This is a genomic window from Burkholderia sp. AU45274, assembly GCF_030482505.1.
Classification (GTDB): domain Bacteria; phylum Pseudomonadota; class Gammaproteobacteria; order Burkholderiales; family Burkholderiaceae; genus Burkholderia.
Genome location: NZ_JAUJQE010000001.1, coordinates 62,785 through 77,738, shown reverse-complemented (window position 1 = coordinate 77,738; position 14,954 = coordinate 62,785). Strand labels below are relative to the sequence as shown.

The following is a 14,954-nucleotide window of genomic DNA, read 5'->3' as shown; positions in this document are numbered from 1 at the left end:
CGGGAACACCACCCCGTCACGCTCCGCCACCCGCGTTCGCGCACGAAGCCGATGCTTCGATGCGCGGCCGGATGGCGGTGGCGATCAACGCAACGTCATTCCCCCTCATCCCCTCTCACCGACGTGTAAATCGCCAGCTTCAGCGCGGGATCGTCGTTCGCCTGGAACGTCGCGCATTCATAACGCTGCGCGCCCCGTTGCGCATGCGCGAACACCTTCCGGCCCGACACGCCGCTGCGCACGTCATGCGCATCCCACCATTGCGCGAACTCGCTGCTGCTCGCGCGCAAGCGCGCCACCAGCGCGACGAACGCCGGATCGCTCGCATGGAACGCGGCGCCCTCACGCGCCGTACGCATCCAGCGCCTTCAACGGCACATGCAGGCTCTCGTTCGCGGCAAACGCGTCGAGCAGATAGTCGACCGTCGCCTGTACGCGCGACGCCTTCAATGCGCGATGCGGATACTGCATCGCCATTTCGTAGCTGCCGGGCAAGTGATGGCGGTGCAGCAGCACCTTCAGCGCGCCGGAGCGCAGATGCGCCCACGCGAGGTGCACCCCGACCTGCGCGATGCCCAGCCCGTCACGGGCGGCCTGCAGCACGGCCTCCGGCGCGGAGAATGTCAGCAGCGCCGTCTCGCCCGGATCGACCGCCACGATGCTCCCGCCGCGCATCCTGAAGCTCCACGTCGCGACTCCGCCACCGAGAAACCGGCGTGCGATCAGCCGGTGCGCAACGAGATCGTCCGGCGCGCGCGGAATGCCGTGACGCTCCAGATAAGCGGGTGATGCAACCAGCACCGTATTCAGGCGAAAGACCGGCCGAGACACCAGCGCGGAATCGTGGATGTTGCCGCCGCGGATGACGATGTCGTAGCCGTCGCGTACGACGTCGACGATCCGGTCGTCGAAATCGGCCTCCACCGACAAGCCGGGGTAACGCGCCAGCAACCCGGGCAGCACCGGTTGCAGATGCTCGCGCCCGAACGCGGCGCTGGTCGAGATGCGTACGCGTCCTTGCGGCCCGAGCCGCTGCGCGACGATGCTGTCGACCGCCGAATCGAGCGCGTCCAGTGCGACGCGCGCCTCGCGCAGGAACACGCTGCCTTCGTCGGTGAGCTTCAGCGTGCGCGTGGTGCGGTTCATCAGCCGCACGCCGAGCGCCTGCTCGAGGCCCGCGACGTTCTTGCTGACGGCGGCCGACGTGATGCCGAGCATGCGCCCGGCCGCCGCGAAGCTGCCGCCGTCGGCCGCATGCACGAACGACAGGATCGCACGCGTGCGTTGTGACACATCCAAAGCAGCCTCCTTCGATCGACACGTTGCACGGTACACCTTCGCCTGCCGCCGATTATCAACCTGAAGTTGAGAGCGACTCAACCCGGGCCCGACTTCCGGTTGCGACCCGTGCCGCCCACAATCAGCCCATTGTTCAACGGACTGCAAAGGAATGTCCATGCTTGCCACCATCGTTTTCGACAGCGGTCACGGTCACACCGAACGACAGGCGCAAGCCGTCGCGGAAGGCGTGCGGCGCGTGCCGGGCGCGGAAGTGCGGCTCGTCGCGGTCGCCGACGGCGCGATTCCGTGGGAGACGCTCGCCGCGAGCGACGCGATCATCTTCGGCTCGCCGACGTACAACGGCTCGATCAGCTCGCGGCTCAAGAAGTTCATGGAGGACTCGACGCGCCCCGCGTGGATTCCGCAAACCTGGCGCAACAAGGTCGCGGCCGGCTTCACCAATTCCGGCGCGCAGCACGGCGACAAGTTGAACTCGCTGATGACGATGACGCTGTTCGCCGCGCAGCACGGGATGATCTGGGTCGGGCTCGACCTGTTCGCCGGCACCGCGACGAACGAGCGCAACCGGATCGGCGGCTGGCTCGGCGCGATGGCGCAGTCCGACGACGTGTCGCCGGAACTGTCGCCGATCGCGAGCGACCTCGACACCGCCGCGCACCTCGGGCAGCGCGTCGCCGAACTGGCGTCGCGGTTCGCGGCCAGCGCGTAAGCAGCATCCCATTCCCAGGAGATCGACATGAAACTGCTGTGCCTTGACGTCCCGCTGCCCGGCGCCCGCCCGGACGCGTATCAGCCGCACCTGCTCGACGAAGTGCGCTACGCGTGGCAACTGCTCAAGCGCGGGATCGTCCGCGATATCTATTTCCGTCAGGATCGCCCCGGCGTCGCGATCATCGCGGAGTGCGAGTCGATCGAAAGCGCCCGCGAAGCGCTGCGCGAGTTTCCGCTGGCGAAGGCCGGGCTGATCGACTGGGACATCATTCCGCTTGGCGCGTTTCTCGGCTGGGAAGCGCTGTTTGCGGCGGATCACGCGTAACTTCCACGGTCGGCGGCGTGTTGCGTACCCGCCGCTCACTCAAACTTCGACCGGGCCAGCCCCGGTGCCGGCGAATTCCGTCACAAGTGCGGCACGCAATGCCAGCACGACACGCTGCTACCTCGGATACTCCAGTTGCAGCGCGACCCAGCCTGACGTCGCATCGCCATAGCGTGCCGCGATGTCGCCGAGCACACCGGGCAGCACCGCTTCCCCACGCCGGTCAGCCGGCACCGTCATGCGCGCGTGCCGCGCATTCGCCGGCTGCGCCAGCAACCGCAGCCCGTGCCTCGACTCGACCACGCGCGCGTCTGCCGTCGCGACGACGTCACTGCGCCAGGTCCGCGCCCACGCGTCGGCGGTCAACGCAACCGGAAGCTCGTCGAACCCGGTTTCGACCGGCAGATCGAACGTCTCGTGCCGCCAGAACGCGACGCGGTTCGTCAGCGCGACCGCCACCGCACGCGCCGTCAACGCGAACCGGCTACCGTCGTGAACGTCGCTCCATGACTGTGCGCCCACGCGCCGCGCCGTCTCGCGCGCCGCTGCCGGCCCGGCCAGCGCATTCACCAACGCCAGCGAAGCGGGAATCGACGCCGACACGCCGGTCGTCGTCATGACGTTGCCGTCCATCACATAGCGGCGATCGTCGACCCACGTCGTATCGGCAAAGCGGCGACGCAGGCCTTCACGCGAATACCAGTGGGACGTCGCCGTACGATGCCGCAGCACGCCGGCGTTCGCGAGCACTTCCGCGCCCTCGCAGATCGCCACCATCGTTGCGCCGGCGGCGGCCTGCTTGCGTAACCATGCCAGCACCGCCGGGCTGTCCGCGCGATGCAGCGCGGGCACGATCACCACGTCGGCCCCCGCAGGCGTCGCGGCATCGAACCGGTCGAACGTCGTATCGGCCAGCATGCGCAGCGCGGGCATCAGCTCGACCTCGCCTTCATCGGCCGATACGGCGACGACATCGGCCGCCCCGGACGTCTTCAGCAGCGTGTACGGCACGATGAAATCGGTCGTCTCCGTTCCGGCGTTGTCCGCGACGATCGCCACGAGCGGCCGCGCGCGGCCCGCCTTCGGCGCGCCGATCGTCAGCGCTTGGGCGACCGGCCGTGCGTCCTCCGCCTTCACCGGCACCTGCCATCCCGCTGCACTTGCGCCCAGCATCGCGCACACGAGCAGCACCGCCCCGCCTGTCTTCCGTCCCCGCATCGTTCACCCGCAGCCGTCGATTGCATGTCCGGAAAATTACAAGGATCATGCTCGCGGTCACAAGGACAACTCCACCGCACTTTCCGCCATGTCCCAGTCAACCTGTTCGGCACGCGACATCGTCGTCGTCGGCTTCGAAGGCGTCCAGTCGCTCGACATCACGGGCCCGATGGAAGTGTTCGCGGTCGCGAACCGTCATCTTCCCGACCATGCCGCGCCGTACCGGCTCACGCTCGCGTCGCAACACGGCGGCGACATCGTCACGCACGCGGGCCTGCGCCTCGCCGGCACGGCCGCGCTCGCGGCGCTGCCCGAGCGGATCGACACGCTCATCGTCGCCGGCGGCGATGAAGCGGCGCTGCGCCACGCCGCGTCGGAAGCCGGCGTGCTGCCGTGGCTGCGCACGCGGATCGCGGGCACGCGGCGCATCGCGAGCATCTGCACGGGCGCGTTCGTGCTGGCGGCGGGCGGATGGCTGGACGGCCGGCGCGCGACCACGCACTGGAACCGGTGCGCGATGCTGCAGGCGCTCCGTCCCGACGCGCGGATCGAACCGGACGCGATCTACGTCAGCGATCCGCCGTTCCATACGTCGGCCGGCGTGACGGCGGGCATCGATCTGTGTCTCGCACTCGTCGAGGCGGATTGCGGCGCGCCGACCGCGCTCGCGGTCGCACGCGAACTCGTGCTGTTCATGCACCGGCCCGGCGGACAGGCGCAGTTCAGCGTCGGGCTCGGCTCGCTGGCCAACGCGACGCCGCGCATGCGCGCGCTGCTCGCCGACATCGCCGACGATCCGGCCGGCGATCTCGGCGTCGCCGCGCTGGCCGCGCGGATGCACATGAGCGAACGCACGTTTGCGCGCAATTTTCTCAAGGAGACCGGACGATCGCCCGCGCAGTTCGTGCTGGCCGCACGCGTCGAGCGCGCGAAGGCGCTGCTGGAGCGGGCCGACTGGCCGCTCGAACGCATCGCCGAGCGGTCGGGATTCGGCAGCATCGACGCGTTGCAGCGCGCGTTCGCGAAGCAGGTCGGCGTCTCCCCGCGCGACTATCGCGCCCGCTTCGGACCGCGACACGGCAAGCCGCAAACGGAATAGGCCGTCGCCGGTTCCGGCGTGCGTCCGGGGCCGCTTGCCTGGCGGCGATCCGGCGATCGCCCGTCAACGCCGCCACCGCCGCCACCGCCGCCGCGCCTCCGTCACGCTCCCGGCCCTCCCGGCGACGAAACGGCCCGACACGCCCTGTTCCGGTGCATCCCTCGGGATTTTCACTCCATTGCCGAAATCTGATAGAGCCGGGAAATTTGATTTCATACCGTTCACGCATCGGACTGGAAAGCGATGGCCGCTCGACACGGCATCGCGAGCCGCCGACGAATCCCAGGAGCGGGCCAGCTTGCCTGGTCCGGGCGGCGATGACGGTCCTGCCACGCAGGACATTCGTGACGGAGCGACCATGGATGCAAAACGCCAGCCTGATTCAGGCACCGACAGTGACGTAAGCCTGCTGCACAAGATGGGCTATGCGCAGGAACTGTCGAGACGTATGAGCGGTTTCTCGAACTTCGCGGTGTCGTTCTCGGTGATCTGCATCCTGTCGGGCGGCATTACCGCGTTCCAGCTCGCGTTTTCGGCCACCGGCGGCGCGTCGATCGGCCTCGGCTGGCCATTGGGCTCGCTGTTCGCGCTGATCGTCGCGGTGTCGATGTCGCAGATCGCGTCCGCGTTTCCGACGGCCGGCGGCCTCTATCACTGGGGCGCGATCCTCGGCGGGAAGAAATGGGGGTGGATGACCGCGTGGCTCAACCTGATCGGCCTGATCTTCGTGATCGCCGCGATCAATTTCGGCACCTACGATCCGTTCTTCAAGACGCTGATCGCGCCGATGTTCGGCGTCAGCCCGGACAGCCTGACCTGGTGGCACCAGACGGCGTTCATCGCGTTCATCACGATCTCGCAGGCGATCCTGAATGCGCGCGGCATCAGGATCGCGAGCAAGATCACCGACCTGTCGGGCTATCTCATCTTCGTGGTGACGATCGCGCTCGTGGTGTCGCTGCTCTATTACTCACCGGTCGCGTTCGACGCGCATCGGTTGGTGACGTTCACCAATTTCACCGGCGTCGATGGCGGCGCATGGCCGAAGCAGGCCACGCCGCTCGCGTTCCTGTCCGGCCTGCTGCTCGTGACCTACACGATCACCGGCTTCGACGCTTCCGCGCACACGTCGGAAGAGACGCACGATGCGGCCAAAAACGTGCCGCGCGGCATCATCGGGTCGGTGTTCTGGTCCGCGGTGTTCGGCTACGTGATGGTGTGCGCGTTCGTGCTGGTGATGCCCGACCTGACCGCCAGCATGAAGCAGGGCACCGGCTTTTTCGAGGCGATTCTCGCGCCGATTCCGAAGGCGTTGCGCGTCACCCTCGAACTCGCGATGTTCTTCATCAACTACGTGTGCGGGCTCGCGGCGATCATGTCGACGTCGCGAATGGTGTACGCCTTTGCACGCGACGGCGGCCTGCCGGCGTCGAAGCTGCTGCGCAGCGTGAGCCCGACGCACCGTACGCCCGGCCCCGCGATCTGGACGTGCGCGGTGCTCGCGATCGTCGTCACGCTGTACGGCGACGCGTTCTCGGTGCTGAGCGCCGGCAGCGCGGTGTTCCTGTTCATCTCGTATGCGATGCCGATCGGCTCCGGGATGCTGGCCGAAGGACGCTCGTGGACCGACAAGGGCCCGTTTCAACTGGGAATCTGGTCGAAGCCGTCTGCGCTGCTCGCGCTGGTCGGCGCGTGCGTGCTCGCGTATGTCGGCATCCAGCCGCCGAACGAGAAGGTGCTGTACGTGCTCGTCGGTTTCGTGGTGGTGCTGATGGTGATCTGGTATGGCTTCGGCGTGCGAAACACGTTCGCGGGGCCGCCGGTGCTGAAGGACACGCGCAATCTCGAGCGCATCCGCGAACTCGAGGCGAACGTCGATCCGTCTGTCTGAAGCGGATTCGAAACAGGTTGAAAAAAACCGACTCGCCGGCTTCGTGCCGCGAGTCGGTTTTTTTCATGTCTACGCGTCACGACGAGATTCAACCGCCTTGCAGCGGTCGAATCTGGCGAGCATCCGCGATCAGACGGCGGAGAAACAGTTGTCGACGAACAGGTGCGTGCCGTTGACGAAACTCGACTCGTCGGACGCGAGGAACAGTGCGGCGGCCGCGACTTCCGACGGCTCGCACAGGCGGCCTTGCTGCACCGCGATCGCCGCCTCGGTCGCGTCGACGCCCATCGCCTGCAGGTCCTTCAGTTCGCGCATCCCGTGCGGCGTGCGGATGAACCCCGGCGCGAGCGCGTTGCAGCGAATGCCGCGGTCGCGATACTCGACCGCGATCGCCCGCGCGAACATGTGGCACGCGCCCTTGGTCGCGTCATACAGCACTTCGCCCGGCGTCGCGCACACCGCCGAAATCGACGACGTGCAGACGATGCTGCCCCGCCCCTTCTCCAGCATCTGCGGCAGCACCGCTTGCGTCATCAGGAACATGCTCTTCACGTTCACGCCCATCAACCAGTCCCATTCCGATTCCTCGATGTCGAGGAACGGTTTGACGATCAGCGTGCCGGCGTGATTGAACAGGATGTCCGCGTTGCCGTACTGCTCCCGCGCGGCACTCACGGCCCGCTGGACTTCCGCCTGTTTCGACACGTCGGCGCCGAGGCCGATCGCCTGCAGGCCCGCATCGCGCAGCCGGGACGCGAGCGTGTCGGCGGCGTCGCCGTCGCGGTCGATGATCGCGACCTTCGCGCCCTGGGCGGCGAACAGTTCGGACGCCGCGCCGCCGCAGCCGCCGGCACCGCCGCTCACGATCGCGACCTTGCCGGCCAGGCGGCCGTCAATCTTGACATTCATGTGTCGTGCTCCATTCTGGTTCGTTCGGTCTGCTCAACTGAACAGCGTCCGCAGGTGATCGTTGAGGAAGAGGCCTTCGGGGTCGACGCTGCGGCGCAGCGCGCGGAACGCCTCGGCCTTGGGGAACCAGCGATCGACGTCCTCGCGGTTCGTGAAATGCAGCTTGCCCCAGTGCGGCCGCGAGCCGTAGTCGCGCAGGATCGTGTCGACGTCCTTCAGGAACGGCCAGTAGTCGACGCCGTTCGGGCCGCCCGAGCATGAAATCGTGACGCTGTCCTGGTGGTTGAACGGGCTGATCCACGCGGGGTCGCCCTTCGTGAAGCGGTACTCGACCGGGAAAATGCAGTCGCGGTGTTTCGTGAGGATCAGCTCGCGCACGCGGCGCAGCGCTTCCTTGCCGTGTTGCGCGGGCACCGCGTACTCGAGCTCGTGGAAGTTCGGCACGTAGTGGATCGCATACACCTCCGAGCTGTAGGCAATCTTCTCGTGCTCGCCTTCATGGAACGTGCGCGCGTCGGTGACATCCATCACCTTGATCTCGCACACGTCGTAGTCCTTCTTCGAATTCGACACCTTCGTGGTGTCGGGCAGGCAGTAGAGCTCGCGGCTGGCCGACGTCGGGCACCAGAAGAAACCGAAATGCCGGTGCTTCGCGGCCAGGTCGTCGTACTGCTCCATCAGCGCGTCGAAGTCCTCGCGCCACACGCGGTCGTGCAGCCAGAACGCATCGGTCACCTGCAGCGTGATCTCCGACACCACGCCGAACATCCCGATGTTCACCTGCGTTGCATGCAGCAGGTCGAGGTCCTGCCGGTCGCTGACCTTCATGATCGAGCCGTCCGGGCGCACGATGCGCATTCCGACGACCTGCGACGACAGGTTGCCCAGCGTCGTCCCCGTGCCGTGCGTGCCGGTGGCCAGCGCGCCGGCAATCGCCTGCGAATCGATGTCGCCCTGGTTGACGAGCGACAGGCCGAGTGCCTTCAGGTGGCGCGTCACTGCATTGATTTTGGTGCCGGCCTTCACGGTCACGCGCTTGCGCGCTTCGTCGACCTCCACGATGCCCTGGTAGTCCTGCAGCGACAGCAGCAGGCCGCTGGTGGCCACCACGGGCGTGAACGAGTGCCCCGACCCCGCGCACCGCACGTGCTTGCCTTGCCGCGTCGCGGCATGCACCAGTGCCGCGATCTCGGCCTCGCTGGTGGGCGACGCCAGGTGCGCGGCCACGCACGACTGATTGCCGACCCAGTTTCTCCAGAATCCGCCACGGGGAAGTTCCATCACGTCTCTCCAGCGTCGTATGGGTGCCAACGGTAAGGTACCGAAAGGTTTTCCACTATCGGATTTCGGCAAGTCAGGGTTTTGACGAGGCGATGCCCGTCCGGTGCTTTTTGACCGGCGCGACGAGCGGCTACAATGAATCGATCCGGCCCGCCCGTTCCCGTCTCCGCCCTCGATGACGCCGTCTGCCCACCCGAGCGATTTCTCCGGCGATCCGCTGTTCGCGCGAACGGTCGCGTTCTGCGCGTTCACCGACGTGGAGGAACAGGCGCGCGCGTTCGACGGCTGGAACATGAACTACACGCAGATCTCCGGTGGGCGGTTTCACGGCTCGTCGTCGATCGTGTCGCTGGGCGGCATCAAGCTGCTGGTCGAGGATCTCGACAAGGTCATCCTGCAGCAAGGCGCGGTGCCGACGGAGCGGATCGCCGTGGCCGTGCCGCTGGAGCTGGAAGGGCATGCGCGCCTGTGCGGCGAGAAGAGCGGGCGCGACAGCCTGCACGTGTTCTCGAGCCAGCCGGCCTTCGAGTTCTACTCGCCCGACCGCCATCTGCTCGTGAACGTCGAAATCGAGCCGGAGAAACTGTCGACGCAGGCGCTGCGCACGGTGGCCGCGTCGCTGCGTGCCCAAACCCATGCGCCGGTGATCCCGATGGCAACCGGTGTGGCCGATCATCTGCGCGACCTGCTGCGCCAGACACTGGCCGCCGCCGTAAAAACCACCCGCATCGACGACGTGACGACGCAGGACAGGATCGAACTGCTCGAACGCACCGTGCTGTACGCGATCTCGGAAGTGATGACGGCCGCGACGCCGGAGGCCGGCGCACAGATCGTGCGCCCGACGAAGTACTGGTCGCTGGTCAGTGCGGTGCGGGAGCGGCTGCAGGACGCATCGACCTGCCCGCTGTCGATCGCCGAGCTGTGCGTGGAACTCGGTGTGAGCCGGCGCACCGCGCAATACGCGTTCCAGGATACGTTGAACCTGAACCCGATCGCTTACTTGCGGGCCGTGCGGCTGAACCACGTGCGCCGCGAGCTTCGGCTCGGCGACTCGGTGACGACCGCGGCCACCAAGTGGGGCTTCTGGCACCTGAGCAGTTTTGCGCAGGACTATCGCGCGATGTTCGGCGAACTGCCGTCGGCCACCGCGAAGCGCTACGCGCGCCAGGCGCTCTAGCGCCTGTCGTTCACGCTATCGTTCATCGTCCGGCGGCCGGTGCGCAGGCGTCCGCACCGGCCACCACCCTGCCTGCTACGTCACTCGTCCTGCTGTTCCTGCTGCGCCTGCACCTGCCGCTGCTGGATGAACTGCCGCACATCGCTCATCGTCACGCGGCCGGTGTGCTTCGCATCGATCTCGTCGAAGTGCTTCGACACGAAGCCGAGACCGCTGCTCTGCGCCTGCGCCTTCGTCACGGCCGCGCCGTTGCTCAGCACCGTATTGGCGCCGAGCCGCGCATCGACACGCTGCTGCGCCTGCTGCTGCAGCGTCGCGCCGGTCGACGGCAACACCGGCGCCGCTTTCGTGGCGGGAAAGAACGGACCGTCGACACCGCGCCCGCCGTGCGGCAGCTTCACCGGCGCCACCGCCTGGGGCGGCAACGCGTAGGCACTGCTCATCACGGCACCGAGGACGATCAACGGAGACATACGCCGCATCAATTTGATTAGAGACATGATCGCTCGCATTCAATGGATGAATAGAGGGTTCCTTTGACAAGGAGTCCGTCGCTCAGGCTCGCTCACGGGGCCGCTGCCAGCGTCGTCCCGGCGGTCGCGCCCGGGACGCTGCCGGTCGGCACGCTCGGCGGGTTTTCATCCGGCCACGGCGGCGGCAGCATGTGCAGCGTCAGCGCCGTCGGAATCCGCGCCCCCTTGTAGAACGTCTTCAGGTCCCGCTTCATCTGCGGACGGGCGACGTCGTCCAGGTAGGTCATGTGGCCGCCCTGGAAGAAGTTCACCTGCAGCTTCGGATTCAGGCCCTTCACCGTCTGCAGCCGCGCGAGTTGCTTCTCGGTGTTGAAGAACGGCGTCGCGAGATCGTGGAAGCCATTCTCCGCGAGCACGCGAAGCTTCGGGTTGAGCTGCAGCGCACCGAGCAGATCGGGGATCGTGTCGGGCATCGGCTGGCCGTCGTGCGTGAAGTCCCAGACGCCGATGATGTTGTCGTTCAGCGGCAGGTACGTTGCGTTCGGTGCGGTGTAGCCGAGGTAATCCGGCATCTGCGTCGCGAGCGCGTTCGTGAACGGCTGCGAGATCAGGATGTCGGACGGGTCGCCGTCGTTCTGCAGGCGCGGATCGGAATTCGGCAACGACACGCGTCCGTCATACCGGCCGATCGTCGTCCCGGGCAGCAGGCTCGTGCCGAACGGATTCGCGTTGAAGTAGCCGCGCAGCGCCTGTTGCGTGAGGCTCGACGGGATCGACCACAGCTTTAGCGTCGCATCGCTCGGGAACACCGGCGTGCCGAGCGCATCCGGAATGCCGAGCTGGCTCAACACCCACGACTGCGAGTACTTCTGCAGCTGGTTGTAGATCAGCGTCGTGAACAGTTCCGTCTGCAGTGCGTACAGACCGGGGTTCACCGGTGCCGGCGACACCTGGTTGAAGTACGCCGCGACCGCCGCATAACCCGGCAGGTAGCCGGCCACGGTATCGGTTTCGAGCAGCAGCCCCTCCGTCGACTGCGTGATCGCGACGGCTTCCACCGCATCCGCGAAGTAGTTCAGGATCGCCGACTGCAGCACGATGCCCGTCAGGTGCACGCCGGCCGATTCGAGCGCCAGCGCGAGCATGTCGGTACGCGGCGTGCCGTACGATTCGCCGTACAGGTAGATCGGCGACGTGCCGCGGCTGTTGACGTTCAGGTAGCGCTGGATGAAGTCGCGCATGATGTTCACGTCCGCATCCGAACCCCAGTACTTCTGGTTGGTGTTCGGCAACACGGCTTCCGACAGCCCGGTGCCGGGCGGGTCGATGAACACGAGGTCGGTGGTGTCGATCAGGCTTTCGGCGTTGTCGACGAGCGGATAGTTCGGCCAGTTGCTGCCGAACAGCGGATCGGGCGTGGCCACGCGGGTCGGTGCGAACGAGCCGAGCCGCAGCCAGATCGACGACGAGCCTGGGCCGCCGTTATAGACGAACGTGACGGGGCGCGGCTTGCCGTTCGTGCTCGGCGCGGTGTACGCGACATACGACATCGACGCTTCCGGGTTGCCGCTCGCGTCCTGCGCGGTCAGGTGACCGGTGGTCGTCGTGTAGTTGACGGTCGTGCCGCCGTTTTTCCACTGGTAATGCATGACGGCGGCTTTCTCGGACACCTGCCCGGGGGCCAGGCCGTCGGTCGCGTTCATCGAATACGCGACCGGGTCGACGTACGGCTGGTTGGCTGGCGTCTGCCCGGCCGCCTGTTGCGCGCTCGCCTGCTGGCTGGCGGTGGCCTGCGCGAGGCTCGACGCACCGACGGACGACGAATCGTCGCCGCCGCATGCCGCGAGCGCCAGTGTCATGACGGTCAATGCACCTAGCCCGGCCAACCGGCCGTGACGGCCACGGCGGCTGCCGGTACAGCTCCTGTCTGGTTTCATCTCTGTCCTTTGATTCGGATACCGTTTCACACAGGCCGCCAACGCCTGCGGAACGCGCAGGCGAACCCGCCACTCGCGTTGCACGGTCGGCAGTCGGCGGTTGGGGATTGGACTTCCAAGAGACTGAACTTGATACAGACACAGCAAACTGCTGGCGAGAATGGTGCTCGGACGCCCCCTGCAGTTTGGACAACTTTTATATGACCCAAATTTACGACAACACAAAAATAGGCGGTGCTGCGCCGCGTTGTCAAAGATCATTCGGATATTAAAAAACCCGCAATGATGCTAACGGCGGACAGTGTCTGGCAATTGAAAGAAAATGGGATTATTCGCGCATTGCGCGCTCTATCGACAATAATCCGCCGAATCTGCCGCTTTTATCGCACAACCGGCAATCCTTTACCGGCGTTGGTGTTGCGCTTCGAAAGCCTTCAGATCGCCGGAATCATTCTTTCATTTTAATTATCCGGGATCGATTAATTCGGCGTGACGGCATGCATGCGCCGCCATTCGATGATTCAAGTCACTTCAGCCATTCTTCAATCGATGCGCTTATCCGCACCGCGTCATCCATAAAATACCGATTTCTCCAATTCTATAAAATTCAGCGGAATTATTTACCCTTTCTATTGCTGGCCTTCCAGCAGGGATGAAGCGCGACATGCAGCCTCGCCGCACGCCGCGCTTCATCCGCATTCAATCCGCCATTACTTCCCGCCGCCCGGCAGCGCGATATCGATCAGCACCGGATCGTGATCCGACGAGCGATATGCATCCGGCGCGTAGAACGTCTTCTGCTGCTCGGCCGACTTGTACGCGAGCGTGTACTGCAGCGCAAGCGGCTCGTCCGCGTTGATGTGCCATTCGTGCACGGCCTTCACGTGCGATGCGAGCGGCAGCGTCGCGAGCGCGTGATCGAGGTAGCCGGCTTCGCCGTTGTACACGTAGCTGTACGCATTCGCGCCGATCCAGCGTGCGACGAGGTTGCGGTAGCCGCGCGATTCGAGCGTGCGGATCGGGTCTTCGTACGTGTAGCTGTTGAAGTCGCCGATCAGCAGCACGCCCTGGCCGGCGACGCCCGTCGGGTTGCCGGCGAGCCAGTCGGCCACCTTCGCCGCCGCGCGCGTGCGCGTCGGGTTCCAGCAGCCCTGGCCGTCGCCCTGGTCGAGATCGTCGTTCGCGGCGTCCGGGCAGTTCTTCGACTTCAGGTGGTTCACGGCCACCGTCAGCGACTGCTTGTTGCCGTTGATCAGCCGGAACGACTGCGCAAGCGGCTGGCGGTTCTTGTCGTCGATCGCGAGCGTGGCCGCGCGGCCGACCGGTTCGACCTTGCGGCTGTCGTAGATCATCGCGACCGTGATCGCATCGCCGCCGAGGCGCGACACGCCCGGATCGACGACGCGCCACTGGTTGCCGAGCTTCGCCGCGAGCTGGCGCACCGCGCTCAGTTCGCCGTAGCCGTTGTTCTGGATTTCCATCAGGCCGATCACGTCGGCGTCGATCGCCTTCAGCGCGCTGACGATCTTCGCTTCCTGGCGCTGGAATTCCTGGAAGTTCTTCGCGCCGCGATTGTTCGGATCGTCGAAGCCGCCGCCGAGACCGTTGCCGTTGAAGTAGTTCAGGACGTTGAACGACGCCACGCGCAGGTTCGATTTCGGATCGCGCGCCGGTGCGTTGGTGCGCGGGTTCGTGCGGGCTTCGAATGCCGGCACGGCGGCGCCCGGCAGCGGCTGCACGCGCCATGCGCCGTAACGCACTTCGAGCACGCCTTCGACGTCGCGCACCGTGTAGCCCGCGCGCAGCGTGTTCGCGGCCGACAGGCCCGGCGCCGGGTACGGCACGGTCGCGGGGTTCTGCTTGTTCGAGCCGTCGTCGAGGATCAGGCGGTTGCGTGCGTTCGCCTCGATCTGCGTCTGCGCCTGCGCGGGCGGCACGACGCTCGTCGGCGTGCGCAGGCGGCCGTTGCTGAGCATCACGCTGCCGTAGCGGCCGAGCTCGTAGTTGTCAGTGACGTTCAGCGTCTGCGGCAGGCGCACCCGCATCCCTTCATACGCGGCGAACGCGTTCGGGCTGTCGACCGGCAGCGTGAGCGTCACGGGCGTAACGGTCTGGTTGTTCGCGCACACCGCGATCGCACCCGACTGCGTGAGCTGCGTCTGGCCGTATTTCTCCTCGACCTTGCCCGTCACATGCACGAGGTCGCCCGCTTTCGCCCGCACCTTCGGCGCGTAGACGAACAGCCCTTCCGACACGCCCGGCTGGTTGCGGCGCTGCGCGTCGGCCTGCTGGACGAAGAAGCCGCCGAAGCCGTCCGTGCCGCCGAAATCGGCGGTGACGACCGCTTCGATCGACACGTTCTGGCCGGCGAGCGGCGACGGCGCGCCCGGCCCCTGGATATCGGCGATCGGCGTCGTGCTGCCGCCGCAGTTCGGGCTGACGGGCGCGGCCGTGGCGGCGAAAACCGGCGCAGCGAGCGTCGGGAGCAGCAATAGCGGGGTGAAGAGGCGGATTGTCGAGCGCATGACGGGGAATCCCGGTTGTGAGGGTGGCGAAAGCTTAGCGGCGCTCAATGACAGTTTTTGGTAATAAGAAGACAGGCGGATGTAATTGTCGTTATCACGCCGC

Annotated in this window: 14 protein-coding genes; 6 read left to right on the top strand and 8 right to left on the bottom strand. The window is 66.3% G+C overall.

All coding sequences use genetic code 11. The features are described 5' to 3' along the window. Positions 1–95 precede the first annotated feature (95 nt). Both QZM35_RS00385 and QZM35_RS00380 read right to left on the bottom strand, forming a co-directional pair. Positions 96–359, bottom strand: coding sequence for a hypothetical protein (locus tag QZM35_RS00385; RefSeq protein ID WP_256976846.1), 264 nt, complete (start codon positions 357–359; stop codon positions 96–98). After that, positions 343–1,299 (bottom strand): LysR family transcriptional regulator, encoded by a 957-nt coding sequence (locus QZM35_RS00380; protein WP_301775176.1) that lies wholly within the window; start codon positions 1,297–1,299, stop codon positions 343–345. The genes QZM35_RS00385 and QZM35_RS00380 overlap by 17 nt, the downstream gene beginning before the upstream one ends. A 157-nt stretch (positions 1,300–1,456) precedes the next feature. On the opposite strand from QZM35_RS00380, the gene QZM35_RS00375 reads away from it, so the two are divergent. Together QZM35_RS00375 and QZM35_RS00370 are read left to right on the top strand one after the other, a co-directional pair. Further along, a complete protein-coding gene (locus QZM35_RS00375; RefSeq protein WP_301775175.1) occupies positions 1,457–2,011 on the top strand; it encodes a flavodoxin family protein in 555 nt (184 codons plus the stop codon). A 27-nt stretch (positions 2,012–2,038) separates the two neighbouring features. Then, positions 2,039–2,338 carry a superoxide dismutase gene (locus QZM35_RS00370; protein WP_301775174.1) on the top strand — a complete coding sequence of 100 codons (300 nt, stop codon included), beginning with the start codon at positions 2,039–2,041 and terminating at the stop codon, positions 2,336–2,338. 117 nt (positions 2,339–2,455) lie between these two features. On the opposite strand, the gene QZM35_RS00365 is transcribed toward QZM35_RS00370, so the two are convergent. Next, positions 2,456–3,556, bottom strand: coding sequence for a DJ-1/PfpI family protein (locus tag QZM35_RS00365; protein WP_089432090.1), 1,101 nt, complete (start codon positions 3,554–3,556; stop codon positions 2,456–2,458). Positions 3,557–3,644: 88 nt separating this feature from the next. Between QZM35_RS00365 and QZM35_RS00360 the strand changes: the two genes are divergently transcribed. Further along, on the top strand, positions 3,645–4,655 hold the full coding sequence (locus tag QZM35_RS00360; protein ID WP_301775173.1) for a GlxA family transcriptional regulator: 1,011 nt from the start codon (positions 3,645–3,647) through the stop codon (positions 4,653–4,655). Positions 4,656–5,013: 358 nt separating this feature from the next. Next, complete coding sequence (locus QZM35_RS00355) at positions 5,014–6,546, top strand: amino acid permease (RefSeq protein WP_301775172.1); 1,533 nt, start codon at positions 5,014–5,016, stop codon at positions 6,544–6,546. Positions 6,547–6,675: 129 nt separating this feature from the next. On the opposite strand, the gene QZM35_RS00350 is transcribed toward QZM35_RS00355, so the two are convergent. Both QZM35_RS00350 and QZM35_RS00345 read right to left on the bottom strand, forming a co-directional pair. After that, on the bottom strand, positions 6,676–7,455 hold the full coding sequence (locus tag QZM35_RS00350; protein ID WP_301775171.1) for an SDR family NAD(P)-dependent oxidoreductase: 780 nt from the start codon (positions 7,453–7,455) through the stop codon (positions 6,676–6,678). Positions 7,456–7,488: 33 nt separating this feature from the next. Next, positions 7,489–8,736 (bottom strand): D-arabinono-1,4-lactone oxidase, encoded by a 1,248-nt coding sequence (locus QZM35_RS00345; protein ID WP_301775170.1) that lies wholly within the window; start codon positions 8,734–8,736, stop codon positions 7,489–7,491. Between the two features lie 175 nt (positions 8,737–8,911). Here QZM35_RS00345 and QZM35_RS00340 point away from each other — a divergent pair, with 175 nt between their 5' ends. After that, positions 8,912–9,916 (top strand): helix-turn-helix domain-containing protein, encoded by a 1,005-nt coding sequence (locus QZM35_RS00340; protein WP_089428404.1) that lies wholly within the window; start codon positions 8,912–8,914, stop codon positions 9,914–9,916. An 80-nt stretch (positions 9,917–9,996) separates the two neighbouring features. On the opposite strand, the gene QZM35_RS00335 is transcribed toward QZM35_RS00340, so the two are convergent. Next, a complete protein-coding gene (locus tag QZM35_RS00335) occupies positions 9,997–10,428 on the bottom strand; it encodes a 2-oxoglutarate dehydrogenase (RefSeq protein WP_301775169.1) in 432 nt (143 codons plus the stop codon). A gap of 53 nt (positions 10,429–10,481) precedes the next feature. Continuing rightward, positions 10,482–12,326, bottom strand: coding sequence for a peptidase S10 (locus QZM35_RS00330; protein WP_089428405.1), 1,845 nt, complete (start codon positions 12,324–12,326; stop codon positions 10,482–10,484). Between the two features lie 234 nt (positions 12,327–12,560). Between QZM35_RS00330 and QZM35_RS00325 the strand changes: the two genes are divergently transcribed. After that, positions 12,561–12,791: a hypothetical protein gene (locus QZM35_RS00325; RefSeq protein ID WP_254600269.1), complete on the top strand. Its 231-nt coding sequence runs from the start codon at positions 12,561–12,563 to the stop codon at positions 12,789–12,791. A gap of 245 nt (positions 12,792–13,036) precedes the next feature. Here QZM35_RS00325 and QZM35_RS00320 read toward each other — a convergent pair whose 3' ends face one another. After that, positions 13,037–14,851: an ExeM/NucH family extracellular endonuclease gene (locus QZM35_RS00320; protein WP_089428406.1), complete on the bottom strand. Its 1,815-nt coding sequence runs from the start codon at positions 14,849–14,851 to the stop codon at positions 13,037–13,039. Positions 14,852–14,954 lie beyond the last annotated feature (103 nt).

What these genes read in the sequence shown, in the direction of transcription:
- QZM35_RS00385 (WP_256976846.1), bottom strand. Translation starts at nt 359, where the DNA reads ATGCGTACGGCGCGTGAGGGCGCCGCGTTCCATGCGAGCGATCCGGCG.
- QZM35_RS00375 (WP_301775175.1), top strand. Translation starts at nt 1,457, where the DNA reads ATGCTTGCCACCATCGTTTTCGACAGCGGTCACGGTCACACCGAACGA.
- QZM35_RS00370 (WP_301775174.1), top strand. Translation starts at nt 2,039, where the DNA reads ATGAAACTGCTGTGCCTTGACGTCCCGCTGCCCGGCGCCCGCCCGGAC.
- QZM35_RS00365 (WP_089432090.1), bottom strand. Translation starts at nt 3,556, where the DNA reads ATGCGGGGACGGAAGACAGGCGGGGCGGTGCTGCTCGTGTGCGCGATG.
- QZM35_RS00360 (WP_301775173.1), top strand. Translation starts at nt 3,645, where the DNA reads ATGTCCCAGTCAACCTGTTCGGCACGCGACATCGTCGTCGTCGGCTTC.
- QZM35_RS00355 (WP_301775172.1), top strand. Translation starts at nt 5,014, where the DNA reads ATGGATGCAAAACGCCAGCCTGATTCAGGCACCGACAGTGACGTAAGC.
- QZM35_RS00350 (WP_301775171.1), bottom strand. Translation starts at nt 7,455, where the DNA reads ATGAATGTCAAGATTGACGGCCGCCTGGCCGGCAAGGTCGCGATCGTG.
- QZM35_RS00345 (WP_301775170.1), bottom strand. Translation starts at nt 8,736, where the DNA reads ATGGAACTTCCCCGTGGCGGATTCTGGAGAAACTGGGTCGGCAATCAG.
- QZM35_RS00340 (WP_089428404.1), top strand. Translation starts at nt 8,912, where the DNA reads ATGACGCCGTCTGCCCACCCGAGCGATTTCTCCGGCGATCCGCTGTTC.
- QZM35_RS00335 (WP_301775169.1), bottom strand. Translation starts at nt 10,428, where the DNA reads ATGCGAGCGATCATGTCTCTAATCAAATTGATGCGGCGTATGTCTCCG.
- QZM35_RS00330 (WP_089428405.1), bottom strand. Translation starts at nt 12,326, where the DNA reads ATGAAACCAGACAGGAGCTGTACCGGCAGCCGCCGTGGCCGTCACGGC.
- QZM35_RS00320 (WP_089428406.1), bottom strand. Translation starts at nt 14,851, where the DNA reads ATGCGCTCGACAATCCGCCTCTTCACCCCGCTATTGCTGCTCCCGACG.